Source organism: Alteromonas sp. W12 (assembly GCF_001924945.1).
In the GTDB taxonomy this organism is placed as follows: Bacteria; Pseudomonadota; Gammaproteobacteria; order Enterobacterales; family Alteromonadaceae; genus Alteromonas; species Alteromonas macleodii.
Genome location: NZ_LQXH01000010.1, coordinates 158,264 through 180,908 on the forward strand (window position 1 = coordinate 158,264; position 22,645 = coordinate 180,908).

Below are 22,645 nucleotides of genomic sequence, written 5' to 3' on the forward strand. Positions count from 1 at the left end.
CTACCGAACGTAAGTTTGACGGAAATTCATCCAACCAATGATGTTGAATCAAAATAAATTATAAGAGCTGCTGCCCCTCTGATCAGGACTATCGCTGAATTTTAGTCTAGTTTTTTAAATTGCCCCGTGAAGACGTCGCCAAAAACGCGTAAAATCCAGCGCCATGACAACTGCAATAGCTCCATCAGAATTAGCGCCAGAAACGCAACGTGTAAAAGCACCAGAAACCGTCTTAAAAGATGTATTTGGTTACGATGCTTTTCGCGACGGTCAAGGCGAAGTCATTCACCAAGTATGTGAAGGTAAAGACGCACTTGTTTTGCTTCCAACAGGTGGTGGCAAGTCGCTGTGCTATCAAATTCCTGCGTTAGTGCGCCAAGGCACCGCTATTGTTGTGTCACCACTTATATCGCTTATGCAGGACCAAGTAGAACAGCTTAAAGCGCTGGGCGTAAAAGCTGCCTATCTCAATTCAACGCTAGAAGCAGACGAACAAGCACGCATAAATGACGCACTGCAATCAGGAAAGCTCGACTTGCTCTATGTGTCGCCTGAGCGTTTAATGCAGTACTATTTTCAGCAGTCGCTTGCGCACGCCGACATTGCCTTATTTGCCATTGATGAAGCGCACTGCGTTTCCCATTGGGGGCACGATTTCAGGCAGGATTATCGCGCTCTGGGGCAAATAAAATCTCGCTTCCCCTCTATTCCTGTTATTGGACTCACAGCGACTGCAGATTCAGCGACCCAAGCAGACATACTGACGCAGCTAAACCTTATCGACCCGCTGGTTTATAAAGGCAGCTTCGACAGACCCAATATTCGCTACCGCGTAATGAGCAAGTACAAAGCCTTTGATCAAGTTGTTGCTTACGTAAAACAGCAAGAAGGTAGCGGCATTATTTACTGTAACAGTCGCGCTAAAGTCGACGACCTGCACGCTAAATTATTCAGACAAGGTTTTCGCTGCGCGGCCTATCACGCGGGTATGGACAACGACGAGCGAGAGCTGGTACAACGCCAGTTCCTTAACGATAAAATTGATATTGTGGTGGCCACCGTTGCCTTTGGCATGGGTATCAACAAATCGAACGTGCGTTATGTGGTTCACCACGATGTTCCGCGCAGTGTTGAAAGCTATTATCAGGAGACCGGCCGAGCGGGGCGAGACGGCTTGGAGTCAGAAGCTTTATTGTTGTTTGATGAAAAAGACGCAGCCCGCGTAAAACAGTGGATAGAGCAAGGGGAAATAGCCGAGCGCAACCAAATAGAGTTACAAAAATTTGCGGCTATGGAAGCTTTTTCAGAAGCACAAACCTGTCGTAGACAAGTACTCCTGAACTACTTTTCGCAGTTCAGTGACAGCGCCTGTGGCAACTGCGACATTTGCCTAGACCCACCTAAGATGATCGACGGTTTGGTGATTGCACAAAAAGTACTGTCGTGTGTACTTCGGCTCTCACAGCAAGCCTCTAGCCAGTATGTCATTGATGTCTTGCGAGGCAAGCAGCTTAGGCGCCTTCAGGAAGCAGGTCACCACCAGCTTTCCACGTACGGCATAGGTAAAGATAAATCGGATAGCTACTGGCACAACATTATCAACCAGCTTGTTCATAAAGGCCTTATACGCGTTGATATTACCGCCCATGCCGCATTGCGCTTAACCGAGGCCGCTCGGCCTGTGCTAAAAGGTGAAGTAGCGGTTCAGCTTGCCGTTCCGCGACTTGAATTTAAGCCCGACAAGAAAAAAGCAAAACAAGCGCCGGCCAATTACGATAGAACGTTGTTCACCCGTCTTAAGCACCTACGCAAAGTGTTGGCCGAAGAAAATGAAGTGCCGCCGTATGTGGTATTTAGTGACGCTACCTTAGTGGATATGGCATGTAAACTCCCCACTACGCGCAACACCTTGCTTGATGTAAGCGGCGTAGGCCAAACCAAACTCGAACGCTATGGTGAGGCTTTTATCCAGCTTATTGATGATTACATAAATCGAGAGCACTGAGGGCTTGCAGGCCAACTAGATTCTGTTTTCCAGCTGGCCGCAGGGTTTGCACAAAGTAAAAGTGCACGCAGTAGAGATAAACACACTAGGCGTAAGCGTATTCCCCCCCTTTCTCAAGCGCAGCTTTGTAGGCTTCTCTGGCATGAACCCGTTTTACGTAACCTTGTATGGCAGTAAAGTCTTTCGCACGCCCGCTGGCTACCAACGACTCTAACGGAAATATCATTTGAACATCAGCGCCGCTGGGTGCGTCACCCGCAAACCAAGTATTTTTCGATAAGTAAGATTCCACATAGCGTAAGCTCTGCGCTAAATTAGGGCCATAATAGGCATTTAAAATACCGTCTATCAGTTTGTTAGTAATTGGCTTAATAAAGAAAGGCTTCGAACCTTTTTGACGCGCTTTCTCCAGCACTAAGTTTGCCACTAGTGGCGGCATTAGCGAACCTTCAGCGAAATGCAGCCAAAACCAATATTGTTGAAGTGCCTCTGGGTCTTGAGGTACAGAAAATGCGTCTGTAGCGTGATGGCGAACAAGGTATTCCACAATAGCACCAGACTCGGCAATAGCACCGTGCGGCGTAGTAAGCACCGGAGAGCGTCCCAGCGGATGAACAGTGCGCAATGAATCCGGCGCTAGGTTTGTTTTACTGTCTCGTTGATAGAATTCTATTTTGTACTCTACGCCTAGCTCTTCAAGAAGCCACAAAATTCGCTGCGAGCGAGAGTTATTTAAATGGTGAAGTGTTAGCATACCCCGTCCTTAATACGCTTAGATTAACGCTATTGTTTTTGTGTTGTACTATATACACTTTATAAAGCAAGCAGGTTTACAATAACCGGCGAATTGATAAGTTCTATGCAAAATCTCACCAAAGAAGACATTCAACAGCACGCCGTGGTTAACGAACAAAGCGTAGAAATCCGCGTTGCATTACCTTTAACGCCTCTTAAGACTCAGCAGTGGGCAGAGCAGTTTTGTGAAATTTTTCACTTTTCACTATCCGACGCAGATTGGGGAGCCGATCGCTTTCAGGCGCTTGTTACCACCCAATCCAGCAATACAAATTTTCAATGCATACTATGCATTGAGTGGCTTTGCGAGGCGATATGGCTGGAACCGGTAGGCACTCAACAATCACCGAATGCGATCTACCAGTATCTTCAAAACACGTAAGTATTACCGTGCCTTTTTCTTTCTGTTTGGCTTTTAGGACAGACTAGTATTATTCTATAGAAAACACATAATTAGCGCTTCAAGGATCATGCTAGTGCCAATCTCCCAGCTAACAAAGTACGTTGCAGCTTTGCTCATTAGTTGGGTGGTTCTAAGCATAAACGCCTTTGCCAGCCCGCGGCTTGTTATCGATGAGTCTTTCGAAAGGGAAATCATCAACCATTATGCACGGGTATCAATTGCACCTAATAGCGCAACCTATTTTGATGTATTGACGGGAAGCTCCACAAAAACACCAACAGCAACGGCTTCTTCAACAGAACGTGTGTGGTATTCAACAGAGCTTGTCCACTCTGGCTATAGTGCCATTCCCTTAGTGCTTAATATCGACCGTCTAAACGTTGATGATTTGCAGATTTATCTTCTAGACAGCAGCCAGCGAATTATAAAATCGTACCGTTATCAAGCCGGTAAAGGTGACTATTCGTTAAGACAACCGCTTCCAAATATCAGGCTTGCTTTCACCCTTCAACCATACCAAGACGCTCGGTTACTAATCGCAGTGAAAGACGAGGGGCTAAAGTACTTTCCAATGTCACTATGGGAGAGAGACCTGCTTGCTCAACACGACACTAATATGCTGACTTTGCTTGGTGCTGTGTCGGGTGTGATGGCACTCATTGCTTTCTATTTTCTTTTTTCCTACTTATATCAGCGTATCCCTACCCGCTTCTGGCTAACCATGTCGTCATTGGTGCTTATTGCGTTATTGTTCATTACAGAGGGTGGCCTCGCGTTTTGGCCTAGCCTGACTAACGCCAGCGAGCATTTTTACGCCTTATGCTTCGGCGTATTACTACTGTGTATTGGAAAAGTGACTCATCACCTGTTCTCTCGTGTGCCTTTTGTTTTAAGACTGCTAAATTATGCTCTACCTATTGCTGCTACCATTTACTGTTTTACCGTAAATGCTTATATGGTCACAATCACGCTGCTTATACTCACAGCGGCGATGGGTTTGTATCACGTTACCCTTGCTCTTATCTTTAAAGACAAAGGCAGTAGTGTTGTCAGCACCACTTATATTCTGGCCTGGCTATCTTTCTTTGCGTTTTACGCCTTGGTGACCCAAAACCTTTTCAGCGACCTTATTTATACTGTCGATGTCGCGATGGGAATGCTGTTTTTCTTAACCTTGGGTTTCCTGTGTTTTGGATTTGCGGTCATCACAAAAGAGCAGGTACTCAATCAACATAAGCTCTCCTCTCAAGCTGAAACAATTTCTAGCTTAAATCACTTTTATGACTTGTTCCGAAACTCCGCTGAAGGACACTACACATCAACCTGGGACGGTAAGCTAATTTCAGTTAACCCTGCGATGTGCACGGTGTTTGGGTATGAGAATGAGGAAGAAATGCTTAGCGAGGGAGCAAGCACAAAAGCCTTTTACGCATCACCAGAAGACAGACATGTATTGTTAGGTGAGATATCACAACAAGGCCATGTCACCAGAAAAGAGATACGGGGAAAACGTCGGGACGGCACTGAGTTCTGGTTTTCATTGTCTTGCCAGATCCGCGAGAACGATGAAGGAACTTACCTGTACGGCTCAATTATTGATATCACGGAAAAAAAGCAATCCGATTTAAGCCTTCAGTATTTGGCTACTCACGACTCACTAACCGGCGTATACAACAGACGGCAATTTGAATCTTTCTTCAAGGAAAAAGTACATAACCACAGCGCGTTACCTGTGTGCCTACTCTTTTTAGATTTAGACCGATTTAAAGTCGTTAACGACACCTGCGGTCACAAAGCGGGAGATGTACTCATAAAAGACGTCGCCCGCCTGATTGAAAATACGCTGCTACCCAACGCGCAGCTAGCAAGACTCGGGGGCGATGAGTTTGGCGTTATCTATTCAGATTTAGATGTTGATGCGGTATATCTCAATGCAGTGAAAATTCTCAATGCAGTACAGGCCTATCGGTTCATGTGGGATAACCGAATATTCAACCTAGGCGTAAGTATTGGCATGGTTGTGTGCGACGATAGTAACGTTAGCTCAGGGCAGTATTTAAGTATGGCTGACGCCGCCTGTTATTTTGCCAAAGAGCAAGGCAGAAATCAGGTGCATAAATATAATAAAGATGACGAGAGCATGCAGCGCTATCAGCGTGAGTTGGACTGGGTCTCTTCTATAAACAACGCCTTGGAAGAAGGGCGCTTTGAACTTTATTACCAGTCATTAAGACCTTTGAGCAAAGCCAGTGATGGTCACTATTATGAAGTGCTATTGCGCCTAAGGGAAAAAGACGGAAAAATTGTTGAGCCCGCTAATTTTTTACCCACGGCAGAGCGCTTTGAAATGAATGTAAATGTCGACAAATGGGTAGTCACAAATACGTTCAAATGGCTGTCTGAAAACCCTGAACATCTCGCTGAGTTAAGGCGATGCAGTATAAACCTCAACTGCCATTCATTAGCAGACAGAGATTTTACGTTATTCATTTTAAACGCTTTCGAAACCTTTAATATTCCTTACAACAAGATCTGTTTCGAGGTGATCGAGTCGGTAGCGATTATAAAAATGGAGGACACCCTTGCCTTTATGCGTACCTTTAATCGCCTTGGGTGTTCGTTTGCCCTAGACGACTTCGGCAGCGGCTTCTCTTCGTACAGTTATCTCAAAAGCTTGCCGGTTAATCAGGTAAAGATTGACGGTATGTTTATCAAGGATATGCTGAACGACAGTGTAGACACGGCTATGGTTGCGTCAATCAATGATGTAGCGAAAGCCATGGGTATGCAAACCGTCGGGGAATTCGTTGAAAATGAAGGCACCATGGCACAACTTGGCAAAATGGGCGTTGATTTTGCCCAAGGCTATAGCGTTGCAAAGCCTGCCCCGCTGCGAGAGTTTACCCCACTTTAATAACTGCACTTAATATACGTCTTACGAAAAAAGTGATAGCACTAGCGTCAACTCGCGTATAATAAAATGGTAGACTTGCAAAAAAAGAAGTCATCCCCACTTATTGCCTACTGTCCAAAGTGTAGAAGTAACATGAGTAGCAAACAGCCTAAATACGAATATGTCAGTACCGCAAAATTACCCACTCGCATGGGTGATTTTAAAATACACGGCTTTGTTGAAGCCAGCGGCCAAGAACACGTTGCCCTTTCTTATGGAGAGTGGAAAGAAGACGACGTAGTGCCAATTCGTATCCATTCAGAATGCTTAACAGGCGATTCTTTATTTAGCACTCGCTGTGACTGTGGCTTTCAATTAGAAAAAGCCATGCAAAATATCGTCGATAATGGTCACGGTGTGCTGTTATACCTTCGCCAAGAAGGTCGCGGTATTGGTCTTTTAAATAAAATTCGCGCCTACAACCTTCAAGATAGTGGCATGGACACGGTAGAAGCTAACGAACATCTTGGATTTGACGCCGATTTAAGAAGTTACGATATCTGCAAGCTGATGCTAGATACGCTGAATGTGAAGCATGTTGAGCTTATGACAAACAACCCGAAAAAGTTGGCAGCACTAAAAGCGCTTGGTATAGACGTGGTTGCACGTAAGCCTATTGACCACGGTATCACCAAAGACAACAAGCATTACTTAAAGACGAAAACAGAAAAGCTTGGGCACGCTTTCGACCCCCACGTTTTCAAATAGACGAGTTATTTAAAAACGCCCACACCGATGTGGGCGTTTTCTATTCAGCTTGGGTTAATCATAGACTGGTTATAACGTATACAGACTTACCATTTAGCGCGCGAAAAGCCGTTGCTCATGCGCTAAGGAGAATGTATGAAAAACATAACCTTATCTGTGATTGTCGCACTGTCTAGTGTTTCAGCGCTACCTGCCATCGCCCAGTCGAACGCCAACCTTGCACATGTTTCTGCGTCAACGCAGCAATATTCTGACGCTGAATTAGACAGTGTACTTGCGCCCATTGCGCTTTATCCTGATACCCTGCTTACTCACATACTGATTGCGGCTACCTACCCGCTTGATGTAGTTGCAGCCGACCGCTGGCGCCAAAGCAACAAGCATTTAACCCCGGAGCAGGTAGAAAATGTGCTGGCGAATGTTAACTGGGATCCCAGCGTAAAAGCACTCGCTCCTTTTACCGACTTACTCAACACCATGGCGAATGATCTTCAGTGGTTACAGCAACTTGGTGATAACGTATTAATTGATCAAAGCCGTGTGCTAGACCGCGTGCAGGTGCTTCGACAACACGCCCTCAACACTGGCAATCTGGTGACCAATGACTACATTGAAGTTGAACGGGAACGTGAGCCTACTCGCGAAATAATTTACATTGAGCCCCGTCAGCGGGAAGTGGTGTATGTGCCTTATTACGACCCTCATGTTGTGTACGGTCACTGGTGGCACACAACTTCACCAGTTCGCTGGCGTCATCACGTAAGCTATCATCATCATAGCAATGTCTATTGGTCTCCTAGTATTCATCTTTCTACGTTCTTTTTCTTTGGCAGCGTGCACTGGCATAACCGCCATGTGGTTATTCACCGCGAGCCTGTACGCCGGTATTATCACGGTAGCCCAAGAAAACGCGTAATAAGCCGAGACTATCGTCGCTGGGAACACAACACGGTGCATCGTCGTGCGCGTTACTCTACTCGAGTAGTTCACAATGCGCCTTCGCGATATGAACATGCGGGTGTGTCGCGGGCAAAGCACTTGTCGAATAAACACGCTAGCACGGTAAACACATCGAAACGCCAAAATGACAGAAATACCGTAAGACCCATCGCGCGTACCGAAAATACCAAGACTGTAAGACGCACTATTGAGCCAAAACAGGTAACGCCACTTAGAGAAAGTCGTTTTCAGAACAAACAAGACTCGGTAAGCCGCAAACAATCCATTGAGCACGCGCTAAAACGCAATCAAGCGGCGAGCAGAAGCGAGAAGCCAACTAGAGACCGGACGCTAAGCCAGTTAAAGCGGGACAAACCCGCTCGGATATCAACGCCGTCAGAGTCGAAGCGATATGCTAATAGAGAAAACACGCTAAAACGCCCAGCTAAACAAAACATAAATCGAGAGCGAATTGAAAGAACGAGTCCGCAAAACAAGCCGGTGGCTCGAGAGAGCAGTAAGCCAAGACGAATTGAGCGGGCGAGTACTTCTTCAGTTAGCCGTGCTCAAGTTAAGACTTCTGAATCAAGCAGAAACAGGACGATAAAGCAGGGACGAACTGAGAAGACAATGCGTTAGCACTAAATTAGAACGTTAGTTTCCTATCAGTAAGCCAGCAAACCTATAATTTGCTGGCTTCACTTTTCATTTATTTAACGCTTAGGCCCTATTCAAATGAAAGCTTATCAATGCGTCGACAAAGCGCAGGGGAGACTGTTCATCTAAATTGAAGTAAAGAGAGGGCTCAATAAGTTCAAGTTCCATTATCGCCCAGCCACTGCCCTGCCTGACTAAATCAACCCGTGCATAAAGTGCTTCGCAAGGCATTGCTGACAATGCTTTCTGGGCAATATCAAGTTGTTCTTTATCTACGGCAACGGGATGTAAGCTCCCCCCGTGCTCTTCTTGTACGCGAAAATCGCCTTTCTGCGGAACCTTTTTAATGGCATGGCTGTACTTTCCGCCAAAATAGAAAAGCGAGTACTCCCCTTCTTCAACCACGCTATTTAAGAAAGGTTGAATCATGAAATCACGTTGATTAAACGTATCAGAAAGCACCTGTTGCTGTTCATGCCAATTTGAGACCGAGAGCTTAAACGTATCATCAGCATTAGCGCTAAGCGTAGGTTTAACCACCACAGTGTCGCAATTGAAATGGGAAAAGGCCTCATCAATAACACTGTTATTAAATGCATTACTCCACCGTGTCCTTACAATAGGCACGCCCTTGTCCTGTAGGTCTTTTAAGTAGTGCTTTTCAATATTCCACTGCATAAGAGGCAATGGATTGAGCAAGGTTGCTCTCGACGCATCAATTTGAGTCAAACAAGCCAGAAAGGCCTCTGGATGCTGCTGATAATCCCATGTACTGCGCACAATCACGTAGTCAAACCTATCCCAGTTTTCTGACTGACTATGCCAAGATATGGTTTCTACAGACCAACCGTTATCATTGAAAAACGGGATCAAAAGCTCGTCGTACACAAAAAAGTCTTCAAGGTGGTCAGTAGAAAGAAAGGCGATGGCAGGCATGATTGTGTCCTTTAGCTTATTTAGGCATTCGAAGATTAAACTTTTTTAATAACAGTAACTTCTATACAAAAGTTAAATGGCGTAAAAACCGTGACTTACGTAAACTGTTGCGAAGTTAGCACACCCCTCATTTTTAACCTACACTTAATCCCAAATACTTGTCGGAGATTGGCATGCAGTACCCTTGGCTCCTAGAAGGTCACAAGATTTTTCGCGTTGTAATTGTTATCCAACTGCTGATTGCGATTGGCATCGGTGTTTATTCTGGCGAGATTCTTCCTGCATTTGTTCTTGGTATTCCAATTGCTGCCGTACCACTTGCCCTTAGTTTGCAAACCCCCTATTCAGCGATAAGTCGCCATGCGATGGCTATCGGTGTTCAACTGCTGACAGCCCTCCACATCCACCAGTCATTCGGGTTAATTGAAGTCCACTTTGAAATCTTTGTTCTTCTGGCATTTCTTTCCTACTTTAGAGACTGGAAAGTGGTGGCAACCGGCACCGCAGTCGTTGCTGTACATCATATTTCGTTCTTCTTTTTACAAGCGGGCGGCGCGCCGTTATTTATTTTTGAAGAAGGTCACGTAACCTTTCCTATTTTGCTGATGCACGCCGTATTCGCGCTTTCTGAGGGCGGTGTTTTGATGTACATGGCTAAACAAAGTCATCAAGAAGGTGCCGGTGCGGCTGAACTGCGCTTAGCTATTGAGACCATGCAAAAGGGTGACGGTAGACTCGATTTATCTATTGAACTTAACCGAGGCCACAAGATTGTGAGACCTTTCGCAGAGCTCATCGACCAAGTAAAAGCATTAATTGAGCTTGCTTCAAATTTAACAGACGAAGTTGTTAGAGGCTGTGACAAGATGGAGCTGGCGGCAAACAACATGTTTGAAATCAGCAGAAACACTGACCAAGAGATTGCCATGGTATCGGCATCGTCAGAAGAAATCGCACAAACGATGCAGCTGTCTACCGAACAAACAACCCTTGCCAGCGACAAAGCCTCTGCGGCACAAAGTTCTTCGCAGACTACGCGCGACTCTATTTCCAACACAAGCCGCACCATAGATTCGCTGCGCAACACATTAAATGCGGCAGCGCAGACAAACTCGGCGCTTAACGAGCAGTGCGCGCATATTTCTGACGCAATGCGCTCCATCACCGCCGTTGCCGAGCAAACTAACTTGCTTGCGTTGAACGCAGCAATCGAGTCAGCCCGCGCAGGAGAACACGGCAGAGGTTTTGCCGTTGTTGCCGATGAAGTACGCACTTTGGCTATTCGCTCAAAAGAAAGTGCAGACCAAATCACAAGTATTACTGAGCAGCTAGTTGCCCAAACCGCCAGTTCAGTCGAACAAATGCAAACCTGCATTCAGCTGGTTGATGAAGCCGTTGTATCGAGCGATAACGCCACTTCAGCCATGACCCAGATCATGCAGCAAATTCGCGAAGCGAGCGAAAGCATGACCGAAATAGCGACATCAGCGGTGGAGCAAGAAACCGCATCGTCTTCTATAGCGCAAAGTACGGCGCGATTAAGCGAATTCACTTCTGAGGAACTGGCTACCGCTGAATCGCTAGCAGGCGAAGTTGAGGTGTTGTCACAAATCTCTCAACGCATGCGCAGTGCTATCGAGCGATTTAAGCTTTAACCAAAGCGCTAGAAGCACGCTGTTGGCATTTGGGTTATGCATAAAAAAACAAGCTGGATACTTTTGTTGTTATGGGCGGTGAGTTTACTCACCGCCTTGTTGGTTTACGGTCAGCGCCAGCTTTCTTCCTTCGACCCAAATGGTGATTTACTTCACCGCACAACAGCGCCTAATTTTGACGCTTCACTTGTCGAACTACTAAACGAACAAAACATTGCCCCTGGTTCTGTTATTCATGTGGGAACGCAGTCTCGTTGCTACTGTGAAACGTTAACTACACCTCACCAGACTCAGCTATTAACAAAGCTAGGAAATGACTTTCATCAAGTCAGAGTGAATATAGAAGACGTACCAGAACTCGCCGCTATGCTTGATGCAGTGCCCGCGCTGATAGTTTTAGACATGCAAAATCAGCTTCGCTATTTAGGTCCATACGCAACGGGCTACGGATGCTTTACCGGAAAGAACCTTGTCGAACAGGTTGTAAGCTATACCACACAACTCCCCTACAACGGTGCGGTAATTAACACTGATGCAACTGGATGCTTCTGTTAAACCCTTGGCATAGATTATGTAACTTATCTTTGTATATCGTGATATCACTATAAACATGGCAGAAGGCGCGCATATTTTGCGCACTAGGTGCCGTTTCGTGAAAGGTTTACAAGGAGTCCACAATGTCAAAGCGCGCCGTTCTTTATCGCATGGTTACCCCTGATCACATTTGTCCCTTCGGACTTAAGTCGAAAGATTTGCTAGAAAGAAAGGGCTACGATGTTGAAGACCATCACTTGTCCAACCGAAGTGAAACTGACGCTTTTAAAGAGAAGCATAATGTGAAAACCACGCCGCAAACGTTTATCGATGATAAGCGAATTGGTGGCTATGATGACTTACGAGATTATTTCAATTTGAAGCAAGAAAGTGAGTTCGGTTCGCGCTACACACCTATCATTGTGATTTTTTCTTTAGCCGCCCTTGTGGTATTTGCGCTCATGCTAAAAGGTGGGCTCCCGACAGGTATTGAACCTTTCATAATGAATTTCATTGGCATCACCATGGTGATCCTCGCATTACAAAAACTACAGGACATTGTAGCGTTCTCAAATCAATTCATTACTTATGACTTACTGGCAATGAAGCACGTAAGGTACGCGTATGTGTACCCTTTCGCAGAAGCGTTTGCTGGGCTTGGTATGCTAGCGGGGCTTCCCGCACTATTAGTTTCACCTGTTTCTATTTTTATCGGTGCAATAGGTGCAGTTTCAGTTATTAAAGCGGTATATATCGATAAACGTGAACTTAAGTGCGCCTGTGTGGGCGGTAATTCAGACCTTCCTCTTGGGTTTATATCGCTTACCGAAAACCTTGCCATGTTAGGTGCTGGCCTTTACATGCTTACACGATGGATAGCCTAAACTAAATGAAGGCCGATGCACCGGTGTTGAGCTGGTATCTATTACCGTGTTTACCCGTTGAATTAACAACACGATAATTCACTTGCTATGAGACCCTATTGAGTTTCTTCAATAGGGCGGCTCATACCTTTAAGGTGCGACACCACACTGCGGCCTAGTGCACTTAAATCGTAGCCACCTTCTAACATGCTGACTATGCGACCATGGCAACACTCGTCAGCCACTGCGCGAAGTTGTTGGCTTATCCAGAAATAATCGTCTTCCACCAGTCGCAAATGCGCCATAGGATCTTCTGCGTGGGCATCAAAACCCGCTGAGATAAAAATCAGCTCAGGTTGAAAGTTGCGCAATGCGTTAAACCAGTGTTGAACTTTTTCTCTAAATACTTCACCTGTAGAGCCTGCTTCTAGCGGCACAGAAAGAATATTACTTGCCGACACCGGTGAGCCACTATGTGGATAAAAAGGATGCTGGAAACTGCTGCAAAGCATGATGCGTTGATCGCCAGCAACAATTTGCTCGGTACCGTTTCCGTGGTGAACATCAAAATCGATTATGGCAACGCGCTTTAGTTCATAGTTTTGAAGGGCATAGCGCGCAGCTATAACAATGTTATTAAAAATACAGAAGCCCATGGCGCTGTCGTATGTAGCGTGGTGACCTGGCGGCCTTGTCGCGCAGAACGCCTGCCTGTCACTGCCTTCCATAACCCAATCCACCGCGTTACATCCCGCTCCAGCCGACTCAAGTGCTGCATTTAAGCTGTGTCGCATCAAGCCGGTATCTTCGTCTAACCATGCCACGTTATCCTTGCGTTCGGAATAGAGCGTTTTTTCGTGGTCGCTAAATATGGATTGAGCCGCATGCTCAAACACACTTTTCACATAGTAAGGGTCGTGGGCTAGCTTAAGATAAGCTTCAGCAATAGGCGTAGCATCAGCGTGCTCACACACCATATCGAGTCCAGAAGACAGTAATTGGTCGTCTATGGCGAACAGGCGATCCGGTGACTCAGGATGATCTTTCCCTAAGTCGTGTTTAGTGCCGTGTTTGCCGCGAAAAATTTTAATTGTCATGCGAGTGATGCCACATCTAGTACTAACTCTATGTCACTGGGGTCGCCAGTGAACTTCCGTTTAAATTGCGCTTGCTCGAAAATGGCAATCATCGGGCTGTTGTCGCCACGCACGTAGGCCATCATCTTTGCAATGCCTCGTTTTTTCGCAACGTTGATCAATTCGTTTAGCAGCCTGCTTGCCATCCCCTTCCCTTGCTGGGTTTCACGGGTAACAAACGCTGCTTCACAGGTATTGTCATTTGGATTGAAGTAAAAACGCCCTACTGCGTGAATGGTAATACGGGAGCCTTCTTGCCTTACAATACATAACGCAGCATCTGAGCTTTGATCCACCGACACTAAATTACACGACTTTTCGCGCGACATTTGCTTCGGGTCGTAGTTGTAACGCAGCCTTAGTGTTTCTTTCGTATGGGAGTAAAAGAATTCCTGCAAACGCCTTTCATCGGCGGGGTTCAGCGGGCGCATGTAATAGGTTTCCCCCTGAATATTCAGTTTTTTAAGCTGAATAGCACCCAGTTCTGGAATATCGGTTGGGTACTTTTCCTGATAATGAGGTACCCAATAATGCTGTCTTACTTCTTCTAAGAGCGCTGCACGGAATTTGGGGTGTGCCACACGAATAAGTTCCAATGCACGCTCTCGAATGCTTTTGCCTTTAAGCGATGCTATGCCGTATTCGGTCACCACGTACTGAACATTCCCCCGCGAAGTAACAACACCCGCCCCTTCACTTATACGGGGTGTGATACGGGAAATGGTTTCATTTTTTGCAGTAGAAGGTAGCGCTATAATCGCTTTCCCACCTTTACTGATAGACGCGCCCGTTACGAAATCAACTTGCCCGCCTATGCCACTGTAAAAGTCGTAGCCCAATGAATCGGCCACCACCTGACCGGTTAAATCCACTTCAAGCGCACTGTTAATGGCAACCATATTATCGTTCTTGGCAATATTGGTGGGTTTGTTTACGTAGCTACTTGGATAAAACTCGATGTGAGGGTTGCTGTCGATTAAATCGTAAAGCTGGCGAGTACCAATAGCAAAGCTAGTAACAATTTTACCGGGGTGGAAAGTCTTCTTCTTGTTGGTGATAGCACCCGACTCCAACAGTTCAATAATACTGTCCGTGAGCATTTCGCTGTGAATGCCTAGGTCTTTGTGGTTACACAGATATTTAAGGGTGGCACTCGGTATTTTCCCAATACCAAATTGCAGCGTTGCACCATCATCCACCAGCATTGAAACATACTGACCAATTCGCTCTGCCACCGAATCGATAGGCGGCGGCGTTACTTCCACAAGCGGCTCTTCGGCTTCAATGCAGGCCGTTATTTCGCTGATATGAATATAAGAGTGCCCGGCGGTTCTTGGCACCTGAGGATTAATTTGAGCAATGACCTTTTTGCTTTGTCTAATTGCCGACATAGCAATATCCACAGCAGGACCTAGTGAGCAATAACCGAATTCATCGGGTGGGCTTACGTTAACCAGCGCAGCATCCAGTGCTAGTGTACCGTCGCTAAATAAGCTTGATATTTCAGACAGGAAAACGGGGGTATAGTCAGCGCGGCCCTCATCGACCGCCTTACGCATGGCTTCGCCACCAATGAAGAATGTATTCGCTTTAAAGAGGTTTTTATACTCTTCTTTCACCCAACGGGTGTCGCCTAAGGCCAGCATATGAACCAGCTCGATGTCGCTAAACCCTTCGCTGTTATCAATGAGATGCTGCACTAGTGCATGCGGCACCGAGGCATTTCCACCAACAAAGACACGGCAACCAGACTTTATCAGCGACGACCATTGTGGCGCTTGAGGTAAACTAAATGTCATTTCCATCTGCCCTGTTTTAAGCAATAACTCATCATGCCATAAAAACAGGCGCTTTCCCGCATTTGCGTAAGCGTGAACTATAAGCGATTGGTCGTAGGCTTACCGGTTCATCATTAGTATCGAAATTTTTCCAACCAATTTCTGAAAAACGGAGAAATAACAGATTTGCTGTTCGCGAGGCGATGGCCGTCATTAAGTAACAAGAGCTGAGCTTTTTGATGGCGCGCGTACTTTAAGCTATTTTCGATAGGCACGATATCGTCATTCCAGCCGTGCACTAGGCTCACGTAGCCGTCGTAGGGGAACCGTTGAATTTCGTAGTTTGGCAAATACAGTGCAGGAGCCATAAGAAATACGCCTCGTGCCGAGATTTGGCTTGCTGCGGCAAGTGACACATAGCCGCCCATGCTTGAGCCAACCAGAACAACATCATTGCACTTTTCAGCAATAAACTCTTTAAGTCGCGCTAGGCGAGCTTCCGGGCAGTCGAGATCTTGATAATCAATACTCTCGACGCCAAAACCCATATCGCTCGCTACATTTGAAAGCGTTGTTATTTTACTGCCCCATGGACCGCTTTCTTTGCCGTGAGAAAAAACAACGGTGGTCATTACCGATATCCCTATTCAAAAATGAAAAGTTTTTCCCACTCTAGCGCACTTGCTTGTTACTTGTCTTCCCTGTGAAAGAGTTTTTCTACTAGCACATAGAACATGGGCACGAAGAAAATCGCCAAGAAGGTAGCGGCGAACATACCACCCATAACCGCAATACCTATTGCATTTTGGCTGGCTGCGCCTGCTCCGCTAGCTAGTGCTAACGGTGTTACTCCCAAAATAAACGCCATTGACGTCATTAGAATTGGGCGGAAACGCTGAGAGGCTGCATTTGAAACCGCAGTCATTAAATCTTCGCCGTTTTCGTACTGTTCTTTTGCAAATTCGACAATAAGAATAGCGTTTTTCGCCGCCAAACCTACGGTAGTCAAAAACGCTACTTGCAGGTACACGTCGTTCGGCAAGTTGAAAATAAACGCAGCGGTTACCGAGCCAAGAATACCCAAAGGCACCACTAACATAACGGCGAATGGTACAGACCAGCTTTCGTACAGGGCCGCTAAGCACAAGAAAACAATCAAGATTGATAGTGCGTAAAGCATAGGCGCTTGCGAGCCTGCTTCCTGCTCTTCATAAGATAGGCCTGACCATTCGATTGCGAAGCCTGGCGGTAACTGCTCAACCAATTTCTGCATTTCAGCCATTGCTTCACCCGAAGAGATACCTTCAGCAGCACTACCTTGAATATTGACAGACGACACGCCGTTAAAACGCTCTAACTTCGGTGAGCCATAAACCCATTCAGTGGTCGAGAACGTGTTAAACGCCACCATCTCGCCGTCGCTGTTGCGAACAAACCACTTATCCAAGTCTTCAGGGGTCATGCGATGAGGCAAATCTGCCTGCATGTAAACACGCTTGATTCGACCTTTATCAATGAAGTCATTTACGTAGCTGGACCCCCACGCTATTTGAAGCGCGTTATTGATCTCACTTAAATTCAATCCAAGTGCCGACGCTTTCTCGCTATCAATATTGATTTTAAATTGAGGTACGTCACTTAAACCATTGGGGCGAACGCCAGCCAGCTTTGGATTCTGCGCTGCCATGCCCAACAGCTGATTACGCGCATTCATCAGCGCTTCGTGACCATTTCCACCACGGTCGACCAGCTGCATATCAAAGCCCGTTGCATTACCTAGTTCCATGATAGGCGGAGGCACTATGGGAAAGGCTGAAGCATCTTGAATTTGGCTAAACGCGCCAAAAGCTCGGTTCATCACTGCAAACGCAGAATTGTTTTCGTCTCTTACACTCCAGTCGTTGAAGTTTAAGAAAGCCATACCCGCGTTTTGCGCCTGACCCGCAAAGCTAAAGCCCACAACCGCGAACATGCCGTTAACCGCGTCTTGTTCTTGCTCAAGAATATAGTCTTCCACTTGCTTGATAGACTCGAGCGTACGGCCAGCTGTTGCACCAGGCGGTGTGCTTACCAACACCATCATACGCCCTTGGTCTTCATCTGGAAGAAACGCGCCAGGAAGCTGGCTGAAAATAAATGCCATACCACCTACCAGCAAACCATAAACAACGAAATAGCGCTTAAAGCGTTGCGCCATATGAGTTGTAGTCTTTTGATAGCGATCGCGGCCTTTGTTAAACGTGCGGTTAAACCAGCCAAAGAAGCCTTTGTTCTTGTCATGGTTTTCCGGATGCTTTTTCAATAACGTGGCGCACAAAGACGGTGAAAGGACAATGGCGACCAATACCGAAAATGCCATAGCCGACACGATAGTAACCGAGAACTGACGATAAATAGCGCCTGCTGAGCCGCTGAAGAACGCCATTGGGATAAATACCGTTGAAAGCACGGCCGCAATACCAACAAGTGCACCTGTGATTTGAGTCATCGACTTTTTAGTGGCTTCGGCAGGTGAGAGACCTTCCTCTTCCATAATACGTTCAACGTTTTCCACCACCACGATGGCATCATCTACGAGCAGGCCGATAGCAAGTACCATAGCAAACATGGTTAGCACGTTAATACTAAAGCCAAATGCCAGTAGCACAGCAAAGGTGCCGAGCAATACCACAGGTACCGCAATGGTAGGGATCAACGTTGCACGCCAATTTTGAAGGAACAGTAGCATCACCAAGAATACCAGTACTACCGCTTCAATAAGCGTATGTACTACCGACTCGATAGACAGCTCGATAAAAGGAGAACTATCAACCGGGTAAACCACTTTAACTGTATCTGGCAAATTCGAGCGCAGTTCTTCAACTCGGGCTTTTACTGCCTTAATGGTATCTAGTGCGTTTGCGCCAGAGGCAAGGCTTATCGCCATACCTGATGCAGGCTTGCGATCGTATCGAACAATAACGTCGTAGCTTTGCGCACCCAGTTCAACACGCGCAACGTCACGCACGCGAACCTGAGAACCATCGGTATTTACGCGAAGTACGATGTTTTCGAAATCTTCAACGGTTTGAAGGCGACTTTGAGCTTGAATAGTCGCGTTAATTTGCTGATTTTCTATTGCAGGCATGCCACCTAATTGACCAGCAGACACATCTGTATTTTGTACCTGAACGGCGCCTTGAACGTCAGTAGGTGTAAGATTGTAGCTGTACAGTTTATCTGGATCTAACCATATACGCATTGAACGCTGCGCACCGAATACCCGTACATTTCCCACTCCATTAACACGGGAAATCGGGTCGCGAAATTGAGAAACTAACAGGTCGCTCAGGTCATATTGCGTCATTGAGTCGTCTTCAGAATAGAAGCCAACTGCCAATGCAAATGCGCTATTTGCTTTAGTTACGGTTACCCCTTGTTGCTGTACCTGAGTAGGCAACAGTGGCAGTGCACCCTGCACCTTATTCTGAGTTTGTACTTGCGCAATATCAGGGTCAGCACCAGGCTCAAAAGTGAGCGTAATAGACATGCTGCTGTTCGAACTGCTTGCCGAGAAATAACGTAAATTATCAATTCCCGTCAGGCTTTGTTCTATCACCTGAGTAACCGAGTTCTCTACGGTTTCTGCAGATGCTCCAGGATACGTTGCTGAGATAGTCACCGAGGGCGGTGCCACCTTGGGATATTGTTCAATTGGGAGTGAGGTAATTGCCAACACTCCCGCCATCATTGTGATAATTGCCAGCACCCATGCAAACACGGGCCTGTCTATAAAGAAACGAGCCATATTACTTAAATCCCTTGTTTGCTATCGTGAGCCACGTGATGATGGTTGCCACTCCGACGGATTAACTTTCGCGCCAGGCTTCACCTTCTGATATCCAGTTACAATTACCTTTTCGCCTTCGCTCACACCGCTTAGGGCAACATATTGGTCTCGATAGATTTTGCCTATTTCCAAGGTACGACCTTCTACTTCGTTGTTCTGGTTAACAACATAAACTGAAAGCGAACCGTCTGGTTGGCGTGTCGTTGCGCGTTGAGGAACAAGCAGCGCATTTTCGCGTCCAGTAATGACGTGGCCTTTCACAAACAAGCCAGGCAGCAATACACCATCTGGATTTGGCATTTCAGCACGAAGTGTTACCGACCCAGTGGTCTCATCAACCGTTACCTCAGAAAATTTAACGCTGCCTGTTTGGTCGTAACGCTTGCCTGTTACTTCATCTACCGTTAATTCAACATCCATCGAACCTTGGTTTCTCATTGACTGACGAAGCGTAATAATTGACGCACCTGACTCCTGCATATCAATGAAAACTGGGTCAAGCTGTGTAATGGTTGCAAGTTGCTGAGATTGGTTCGTAGTAACAAGGGTACCTTCAGTAACAAAAGAGCGGCTAATACGCCCGCTGATTGGGGCGTACACTTTGGTGTAACCCATGTTAACCTTCGCTACGTCAACAGCAGCCTCAGCTACGCTGATTGCCGCTTGCGCTTGATCTTTCTGAGCAATTACGTCGTCATATTCTTGTTTGCTTACCGCGTTTTGCGCAACAAGGTCGTCATAGCGTCGCGCCTTTGCTTCCAACGTTTTAAGGTTCGCTTGAACACTTTTCAAATCGGCTTTTGCGCTATTTAACTGTGCTAGATAACGGGCTTCGTCAATTTGATAAAGCTGTTGTCCTTTTTCTACATGTGCGCCTTCTTCAAACAAGCGTTCCGTAATAACACCATCTACCTGAGGACGCACCTGAGATTGACGAGACGGGCTTACTCGGCCCGGTAACACCATTTCATGTACTACAGGTTCTTGTTTCAGTGTAACTACCGATACTGAGGGTGCAGGCATACCTTGCTGAGCACCTTGCTGTGCTTGCTCGCCTTCATTCGAACACCCAATAACGCCGACAAGGGTTATTAATGCTGCAGTAACATAAAAAATGCGACTCATAAATTTTCTATTTCCCAATAACTTTTTGTACAGAACACGGCCTTTGCTCTGCATATCCAATTTTAAAATTAAAGCTTATTGCTTCCGGTGCACCGAATTATCTAGCGCATTTCAAAGCCTGAAACTGCGATAATTGGTTTTGAAGTGGCATAGTTAAGCGATCATTGATACGGATCTACGCTCTTATAGGTCATATTGTGCGCATTTATAGATGATAATAAAAGTCAATGAAGTTGAAATTACTGAAGTTGTCGGTCAAATACCTGAGCGTGTATACGTTATACGAATAAAGCGAAATCACAGCGCACTTAACGTTCTATTTTAACGAATAATACCCCAGCAATAACTGGTAGGCGTGAATGACGTCTTGGGCTTCCTGTTGCGTTCCTCCCTTATCAGGGTGAACCAACTGCAGGGCTTTTTTATATACTCGTTTTAGTACCGACAAAGAAACATGTTCATCTTGGGGCAGGCCCAGAAGCGCGTGGGCATCAGAAATATCTTCCTGCTCAAAGGTGTGCGCGTTTCCTGAGGCCATGCGATGCCAAAACGCATTGAGCAGTGCATCTACACTTTTTCTGTCGGCCTTCTCAAAATTGCCCCAGTCTAAGTAGTATTCAGCTAAGGCATCAGCTTCGGTTATTGCTCCAACCTTATCTTGGCTTTCTTTATCATTGTCGCTGTGGGTACTATTTTTGTCGCTGTGGGCACTTTCTTGGTTTAGCTTAATATTAAGAGTATGAATGTCTAGCACGCCTTCGCCCTGCTCTATCCAACGACGTTTAAGTTGATAAAGGGCGTGAAACACAATGAAATGGGTTTTAAAGAGCATTAAAGGCTCTCGTAACGAAGCGTCATCAAAAAAGTGATATGGCGCTTTTTTCAAAATCTCAATGAGCTCATACTCGCTCACACCACGTTGAAAAAGCGGCTTTTTTGTCGATAACGTATCAACAAGTAGTTCGGCTTGAAGCACGTAAGCTTCGCTGGCATCAGGCTGATTTTGCAAAACTAATTACCTTGCTTTAAATAGGGTTCATCCAGGGCCTGCTGGTCTTTGATGTACGTTAAAGACCAACAGCCCTAGTGTACAAACATGTTAAATATTGGCCTAGTACCGATTTTATTGCTAGAAAGTAATCCAAAACGCAACGTTCACTGTTAAAGTAGCTTAGTAAAAATAAAATAATAACTTTGGAGTTCACTTGAAAGCACTCATTGCCCTTACCAGTATTGTCGGTTTTCTTATGGTGGTATTACCCGGCCCCCTTTATCAGTATGCCGGTGTGAGTTTAGGCACCGCATTTACTTCACTGCGATTTGGCGTGTATGTGGGCGGCGCAGCGTTGATACTCATTATTTTGCAGGTTTTGATTAACCGTAAAAACGTTAGCTGGGGAAGCACCTTTATCTGTGCCATTCTTGCCCTGGTTGCTGTAGGAATGCCGGTGAGCATGATGAGCAAAGCCAGCGCAGTTCCTCCGATCCATGACATTACTACCGATGTCACTAATCCGCCGGAGTTCGTTGCAATTGCTCCGCTACGCGAAGGTGCGCCTAACTCCATCGCTTACGAAGGCGGTGAAGTCACTAAGCAGCAACTAGAAGCTTACCCTGAAATTAAAACTCAACTGCTGCCACAACCTGCAAATGAGGTCTACATCGCTGCAGAAAAAGCCATAGAGGCGCTTGGATGGGAACGCGTTAACGAAGGCGCATTGCCGAACACCTTAGAAGCCACCGACACCACAGCGTGGTTTGGTTTTAAAGACGACGTAGTTATTCGTCTAACCGCTAAAAGCGATGACACACTGGTTGACATCCGCAGCAAATCACGAGTAGGGAAAAGTGATTTAGGCAAGAATGCTGAACGTATCGAAACCTTTATGGCAGAGCTTAGAAATCAACTTGGATATCACTAAAATCTGACCACCCGCTTAAAAAACAAAGCCCGTTCGCACTAAGCTAACGGGCTTTTTTGTAATTGGACCTAACTTTAGTGGGCCAACTTTAAGACAACGACTCCTGCAACAATAAGCGCTACGCCGAAATATCGTGCCAATGACGAGGGGTCGCCATAAAACATAACACCCACTAAAAATGTGCCCGCGGCGCCAATTCCTGTCCACACAGCGTACGCCGTACCAATTGGAATTTGTTTTTGCGCCATCCATAAACAAAAACCACTGGCAGCCATAAACCCAACCGCAAGTAAAATACCCATTACGCGGGTTTCCGCCTCTTGTGACATTTTTAGTCCAACAGGCCAACCAATTTCCAGAAGGCCCGCCACAATCAAATAAATCCAGCTCACCAGTCTATCCCTCTC

General features: G+C 46.1%; 18 protein-coding genes. 9 read left to right on the top strand and 9 right to left on the bottom strand.

Features of this window, described 5'->3' with window-relative positions:
- Positions 1-163: 163 nt before the first annotated feature.
- Positions 164-2,005 (top strand): DNA helicase RecQ, encoded by a 1,842-nt coding sequence (recQ, locus tag AWH61_RS16170; protein ID WP_075177637.1) that lies wholly within the window; start codon positions 164-166, stop codon positions 2,003-2,005.
- Between the two features lie 85 nt (positions 2,006-2,090).
- On the opposite strand, the gene AWH61_RS16175 is transcribed toward recQ, so the two are convergent.
- On the bottom strand, positions 2,091-2,759 hold the full coding sequence (locus AWH61_RS16175) for a glutathione S-transferase (RefSeq protein ID WP_039236803.1): 669 nt from the start codon (positions 2,757-2,759) through the stop codon (positions 2,091-2,093).
- Between the two features lie 105 nt (positions 2,760-2,864).
- Between AWH61_RS16175 and AWH61_RS16180 the strand changes: the two genes are divergently transcribed.
- From AWH61_RS16180 to AWH61_RS16195, 4 genes are all read left to right on the top strand, one after another.
- Positions 2,865-3,182 carry a hypothetical protein gene (locus tag AWH61_RS16180; protein ID WP_014975341.1) on the top strand — a complete coding sequence of 106 codons (318 nt, stop codon included), beginning with the start codon at positions 2,865-2,867 and terminating at the stop codon, positions 3,180-3,182.
- 88 nt (positions 3,183-3,270) lie between these two features.
- Positions 3,271-6,117, top strand: coding sequence for an EAL domain-containing protein (locus AWH61_RS16185; RefSeq protein WP_249922671.1), 2,847 nt, complete (start codon positions 3,271-3,273; stop codon positions 6,115-6,117).
- 132 nt (positions 6,118-6,249) lie between these two features.
- Positions 6,250-6,864, top strand: a complete 615-nt coding sequence (ribA, locus tag AWH61_RS16190; protein WP_014947836.1) for a GTP cyclohydrolase II — start codon at positions 6,250-6,252, stop codon at positions 6,862-6,864.
- Between the two features lie 135 nt (positions 6,865-6,999).
- The gene (locus tag AWH61_RS16195; protein WP_075177638.1) at positions 7,000-8,442 is read left to right on the top strand and encodes a DUF3300 domain-containing protein; all 1,443 of its coding nucleotides are present in this window, start codon (positions 7,000-7,002) and stop codon (positions 8,440-8,442) included.
- 81 nt (positions 8,443-8,523) lie between these two features.
- On the opposite strand, the gene AWH61_RS16200 is transcribed toward AWH61_RS16195, so the two are convergent.
- Positions 8,524-9,396 (bottom strand): ATP-grasp domain-containing protein, encoded by an 873-nt coding sequence (locus AWH61_RS16200; RefSeq protein WP_075177639.1) that lies wholly within the window; start codon positions 9,394-9,396, stop codon positions 8,524-8,526.
- A 173-nt stretch (positions 9,397-9,569) separates the two neighbouring features.
- Between AWH61_RS16200 and AWH61_RS16205 the strand changes: the two genes are divergently transcribed.
- The 3 genes from AWH61_RS16205 (at position 9,570) to AWH61_RS16215 (ending at position 12,469) form a co-directional block, all read left to right on the top strand.
- Positions 9,570-11,051, top strand: coding sequence for a methyl-accepting chemotaxis protein (locus AWH61_RS16205; RefSeq protein WP_075177640.1), 1,482 nt, complete (start codon positions 9,570-9,572; stop codon positions 11,049-11,051).
- 36 nt (positions 11,052-11,087) lie between these two features.
- Positions 11,088-11,606, top strand: a complete 519-nt coding sequence (locus tag AWH61_RS16210; RefSeq protein ID WP_014947832.1) for a DUF6436 domain-containing protein — start codon at positions 11,088-11,090, stop codon at positions 11,604-11,606.
- Between the two features lie 122 nt (positions 11,607-11,728).
- On the top strand, positions 11,729-12,469 hold the full coding sequence (locus AWH61_RS16215) for a MauE/DoxX family redox-associated membrane protein (RefSeq protein ID WP_039236791.1): 741 nt from the start codon (positions 11,729-11,731) through the stop codon (positions 12,467-12,469).
- Between the two features lie 95 nt (positions 12,470-12,564).
- Here the strand turns inward: AWH61_RS16215 and AWH61_RS16220 are convergent, their stop codons facing one another.
- The 6 genes from AWH61_RS16220 to AWH61_RS16245 all read right to left on the bottom strand — a co-directional run bounded on the left by AWH61_RS16220 (position 12,565) and on the right by AWH61_RS16245 (position 21,325).
- On the bottom strand, positions 12,565-13,545 hold the full coding sequence (locus AWH61_RS16220) for a histone deacetylase family protein (RefSeq protein WP_014947830.1): 981 nt from the start codon (positions 13,543-13,545) through the stop codon (positions 12,565-12,567).
- Positions 13,542-15,383 carry a bifunctional acetyl-CoA hydrolase/transferase family protein/GNAT family N-acetyltransferase gene (locus AWH61_RS16225; RefSeq protein WP_014947829.1) on the bottom strand — a complete coding sequence of 614 codons (1,842 nt, stop codon included), beginning with the start codon at positions 15,381-15,383 and terminating at the stop codon, positions 13,542-13,544. Before AWH61_RS16225 ends, AWH61_RS16220 begins: the two co-directional genes overlap by 4 nt.
- A 113-nt stretch (positions 15,384-15,496) precedes the next feature.
- Positions 15,497-15,994, bottom strand: coding sequence for an alpha/beta hydrolase (locus AWH61_RS16230; protein WP_014947828.1), 498 nt, complete (start codon positions 15,992-15,994; stop codon positions 15,497-15,499).
- Between the two features lie 56 nt (positions 15,995-16,050).
- Entirely contained in the window at positions 16,051-19,149 is a 3,099-nt protein-coding gene (locus AWH61_RS16235) for an efflux RND transporter permease subunit (protein WP_014947827.1), read from the bottom strand.
- A 21-nt stretch (positions 19,150-19,170) separates the two neighbouring features.
- Entirely contained in the window at positions 19,171-20,316 is a 1,146-nt protein-coding gene (locus AWH61_RS16240) for an efflux RND transporter periplasmic adaptor subunit (RefSeq protein ID WP_014947826.1), read from the bottom strand.
- Positions 20,317-20,632: 316 nt separating this feature from the next.
- Entirely contained in the window at positions 20,633-21,325 is a 693-nt protein-coding gene (locus AWH61_RS16245; RefSeq protein WP_075177641.1) for a DNA-J related domain-containing protein, read from the bottom strand.
- A 196-nt stretch (positions 21,326-21,521) separates the two neighbouring features.
- On the opposite strand from AWH61_RS16245, the gene AWH61_RS16250 reads away from it, so the two are divergent.
- On the top strand, positions 21,522-22,238 hold the full coding sequence (locus AWH61_RS16250) for a DUF1499 domain-containing protein (RefSeq protein WP_014977950.1): 717 nt from the start codon (positions 21,522-21,524) through the stop codon (positions 22,236-22,238).
- Between the two features lie 74 nt (positions 22,239-22,312).
- On the opposite strand, the gene AWH61_RS16255 is transcribed toward AWH61_RS16250, so the two are convergent.
- Positions 22,313-22,630, bottom strand: a complete 318-nt coding sequence (locus AWH61_RS16255) for a DMT family transporter (RefSeq protein ID WP_014947823.1) — start codon at positions 22,628-22,630, stop codon at positions 22,313-22,315.
- Positions 22,631-22,645: the final 15 nt, after the last annotated feature.

Coding starts and splice junctions, on each gene's coding strand:
- recQ (WP_075177637.1), top strand. CDS start 164: ATGACAACTGCAATAGCTCCATCAGAATTAGCGCCAGAAACGCAACGT.
- AWH61_RS16175 (WP_039236803.1), bottom strand. CDS start 2,759: ATGCTAACACTTCACCATTTAAATAACTCTCGCTCGCAGCGAATTTTG.
- AWH61_RS16180 (WP_014975341.1), top strand. CDS start 2,865: ATGCAAAATCTCACCAAAGAAGACATTCAACAGCACGCCGTGGTTAAC.
- AWH61_RS16185 (WP_249922671.1), top strand. CDS start 3,271: ATGCTAGTGCCAATCTCCCAGCTAACAAAGTACGTTGCAGCTTTGCTC.
- ribA (WP_014947836.1), top strand. CDS start 6,250: ATGAGTAGCAAACAGCCTAAATACGAATATGTCAGTACCGCAAAATTA.
- AWH61_RS16195 (WP_075177638.1), top strand. CDS start 7,000: ATGAAAAACATAACCTTATCTGTGATTGTCGCACTGTCTAGTGTTTCA.
- AWH61_RS16200 (WP_075177639.1), bottom strand. CDS start 9,396: ATGCCTGCCATCGCCTTTCTTTCTACTGACCACCTTGAAGACTTTTTT.
- AWH61_RS16205 (WP_075177640.1), top strand. CDS start 9,570: ATGCAGTACCCTTGGCTCCTAGAAGGTCACAAGATTTTTCGCGTTGTA.
- AWH61_RS16210 (WP_014947832.1), top strand. CDS start 11,088: ATGCATAAAAAAACAAGCTGGATACTTTTGTTGTTATGGGCGGTGAGT.
- AWH61_RS16215 (WP_039236791.1), top strand. CDS start 11,729: ATGTCAAAGCGCGCCGTTCTTTATCGCATGGTTACCCCTGATCACATT.
- AWH61_RS16220 (WP_014947830.1), bottom strand. CDS start 13,545: ATGACAATTAAAATTTTTCGCGGCAAACACGGCACTAAACACGACTTA.
- AWH61_RS16225 (WP_014947829.1), bottom strand. CDS start 15,383: ATGACATTTAGTTTACCTCAAGCGCCACAATGGTCGTCGCTGATAAAG.
- AWH61_RS16230 (WP_014947828.1), bottom strand. CDS start 15,994: ATGACCACCGTTGTTTTTTCTCACGGCAAAGAAAGCGGTCCATGGGGC.
- AWH61_RS16235 (WP_014947827.1), bottom strand. CDS start 19,149: ATGGCTCGTTTCTTTATAGACAGGCCCGTGTTTGCATGGGTGCTGGCA.
- AWH61_RS16240 (WP_014947826.1), bottom strand. CDS start 20,316: ATGAGTCGCATTTTTTATGTTACTGCAGCATTAATAACCCTTGTCGGC.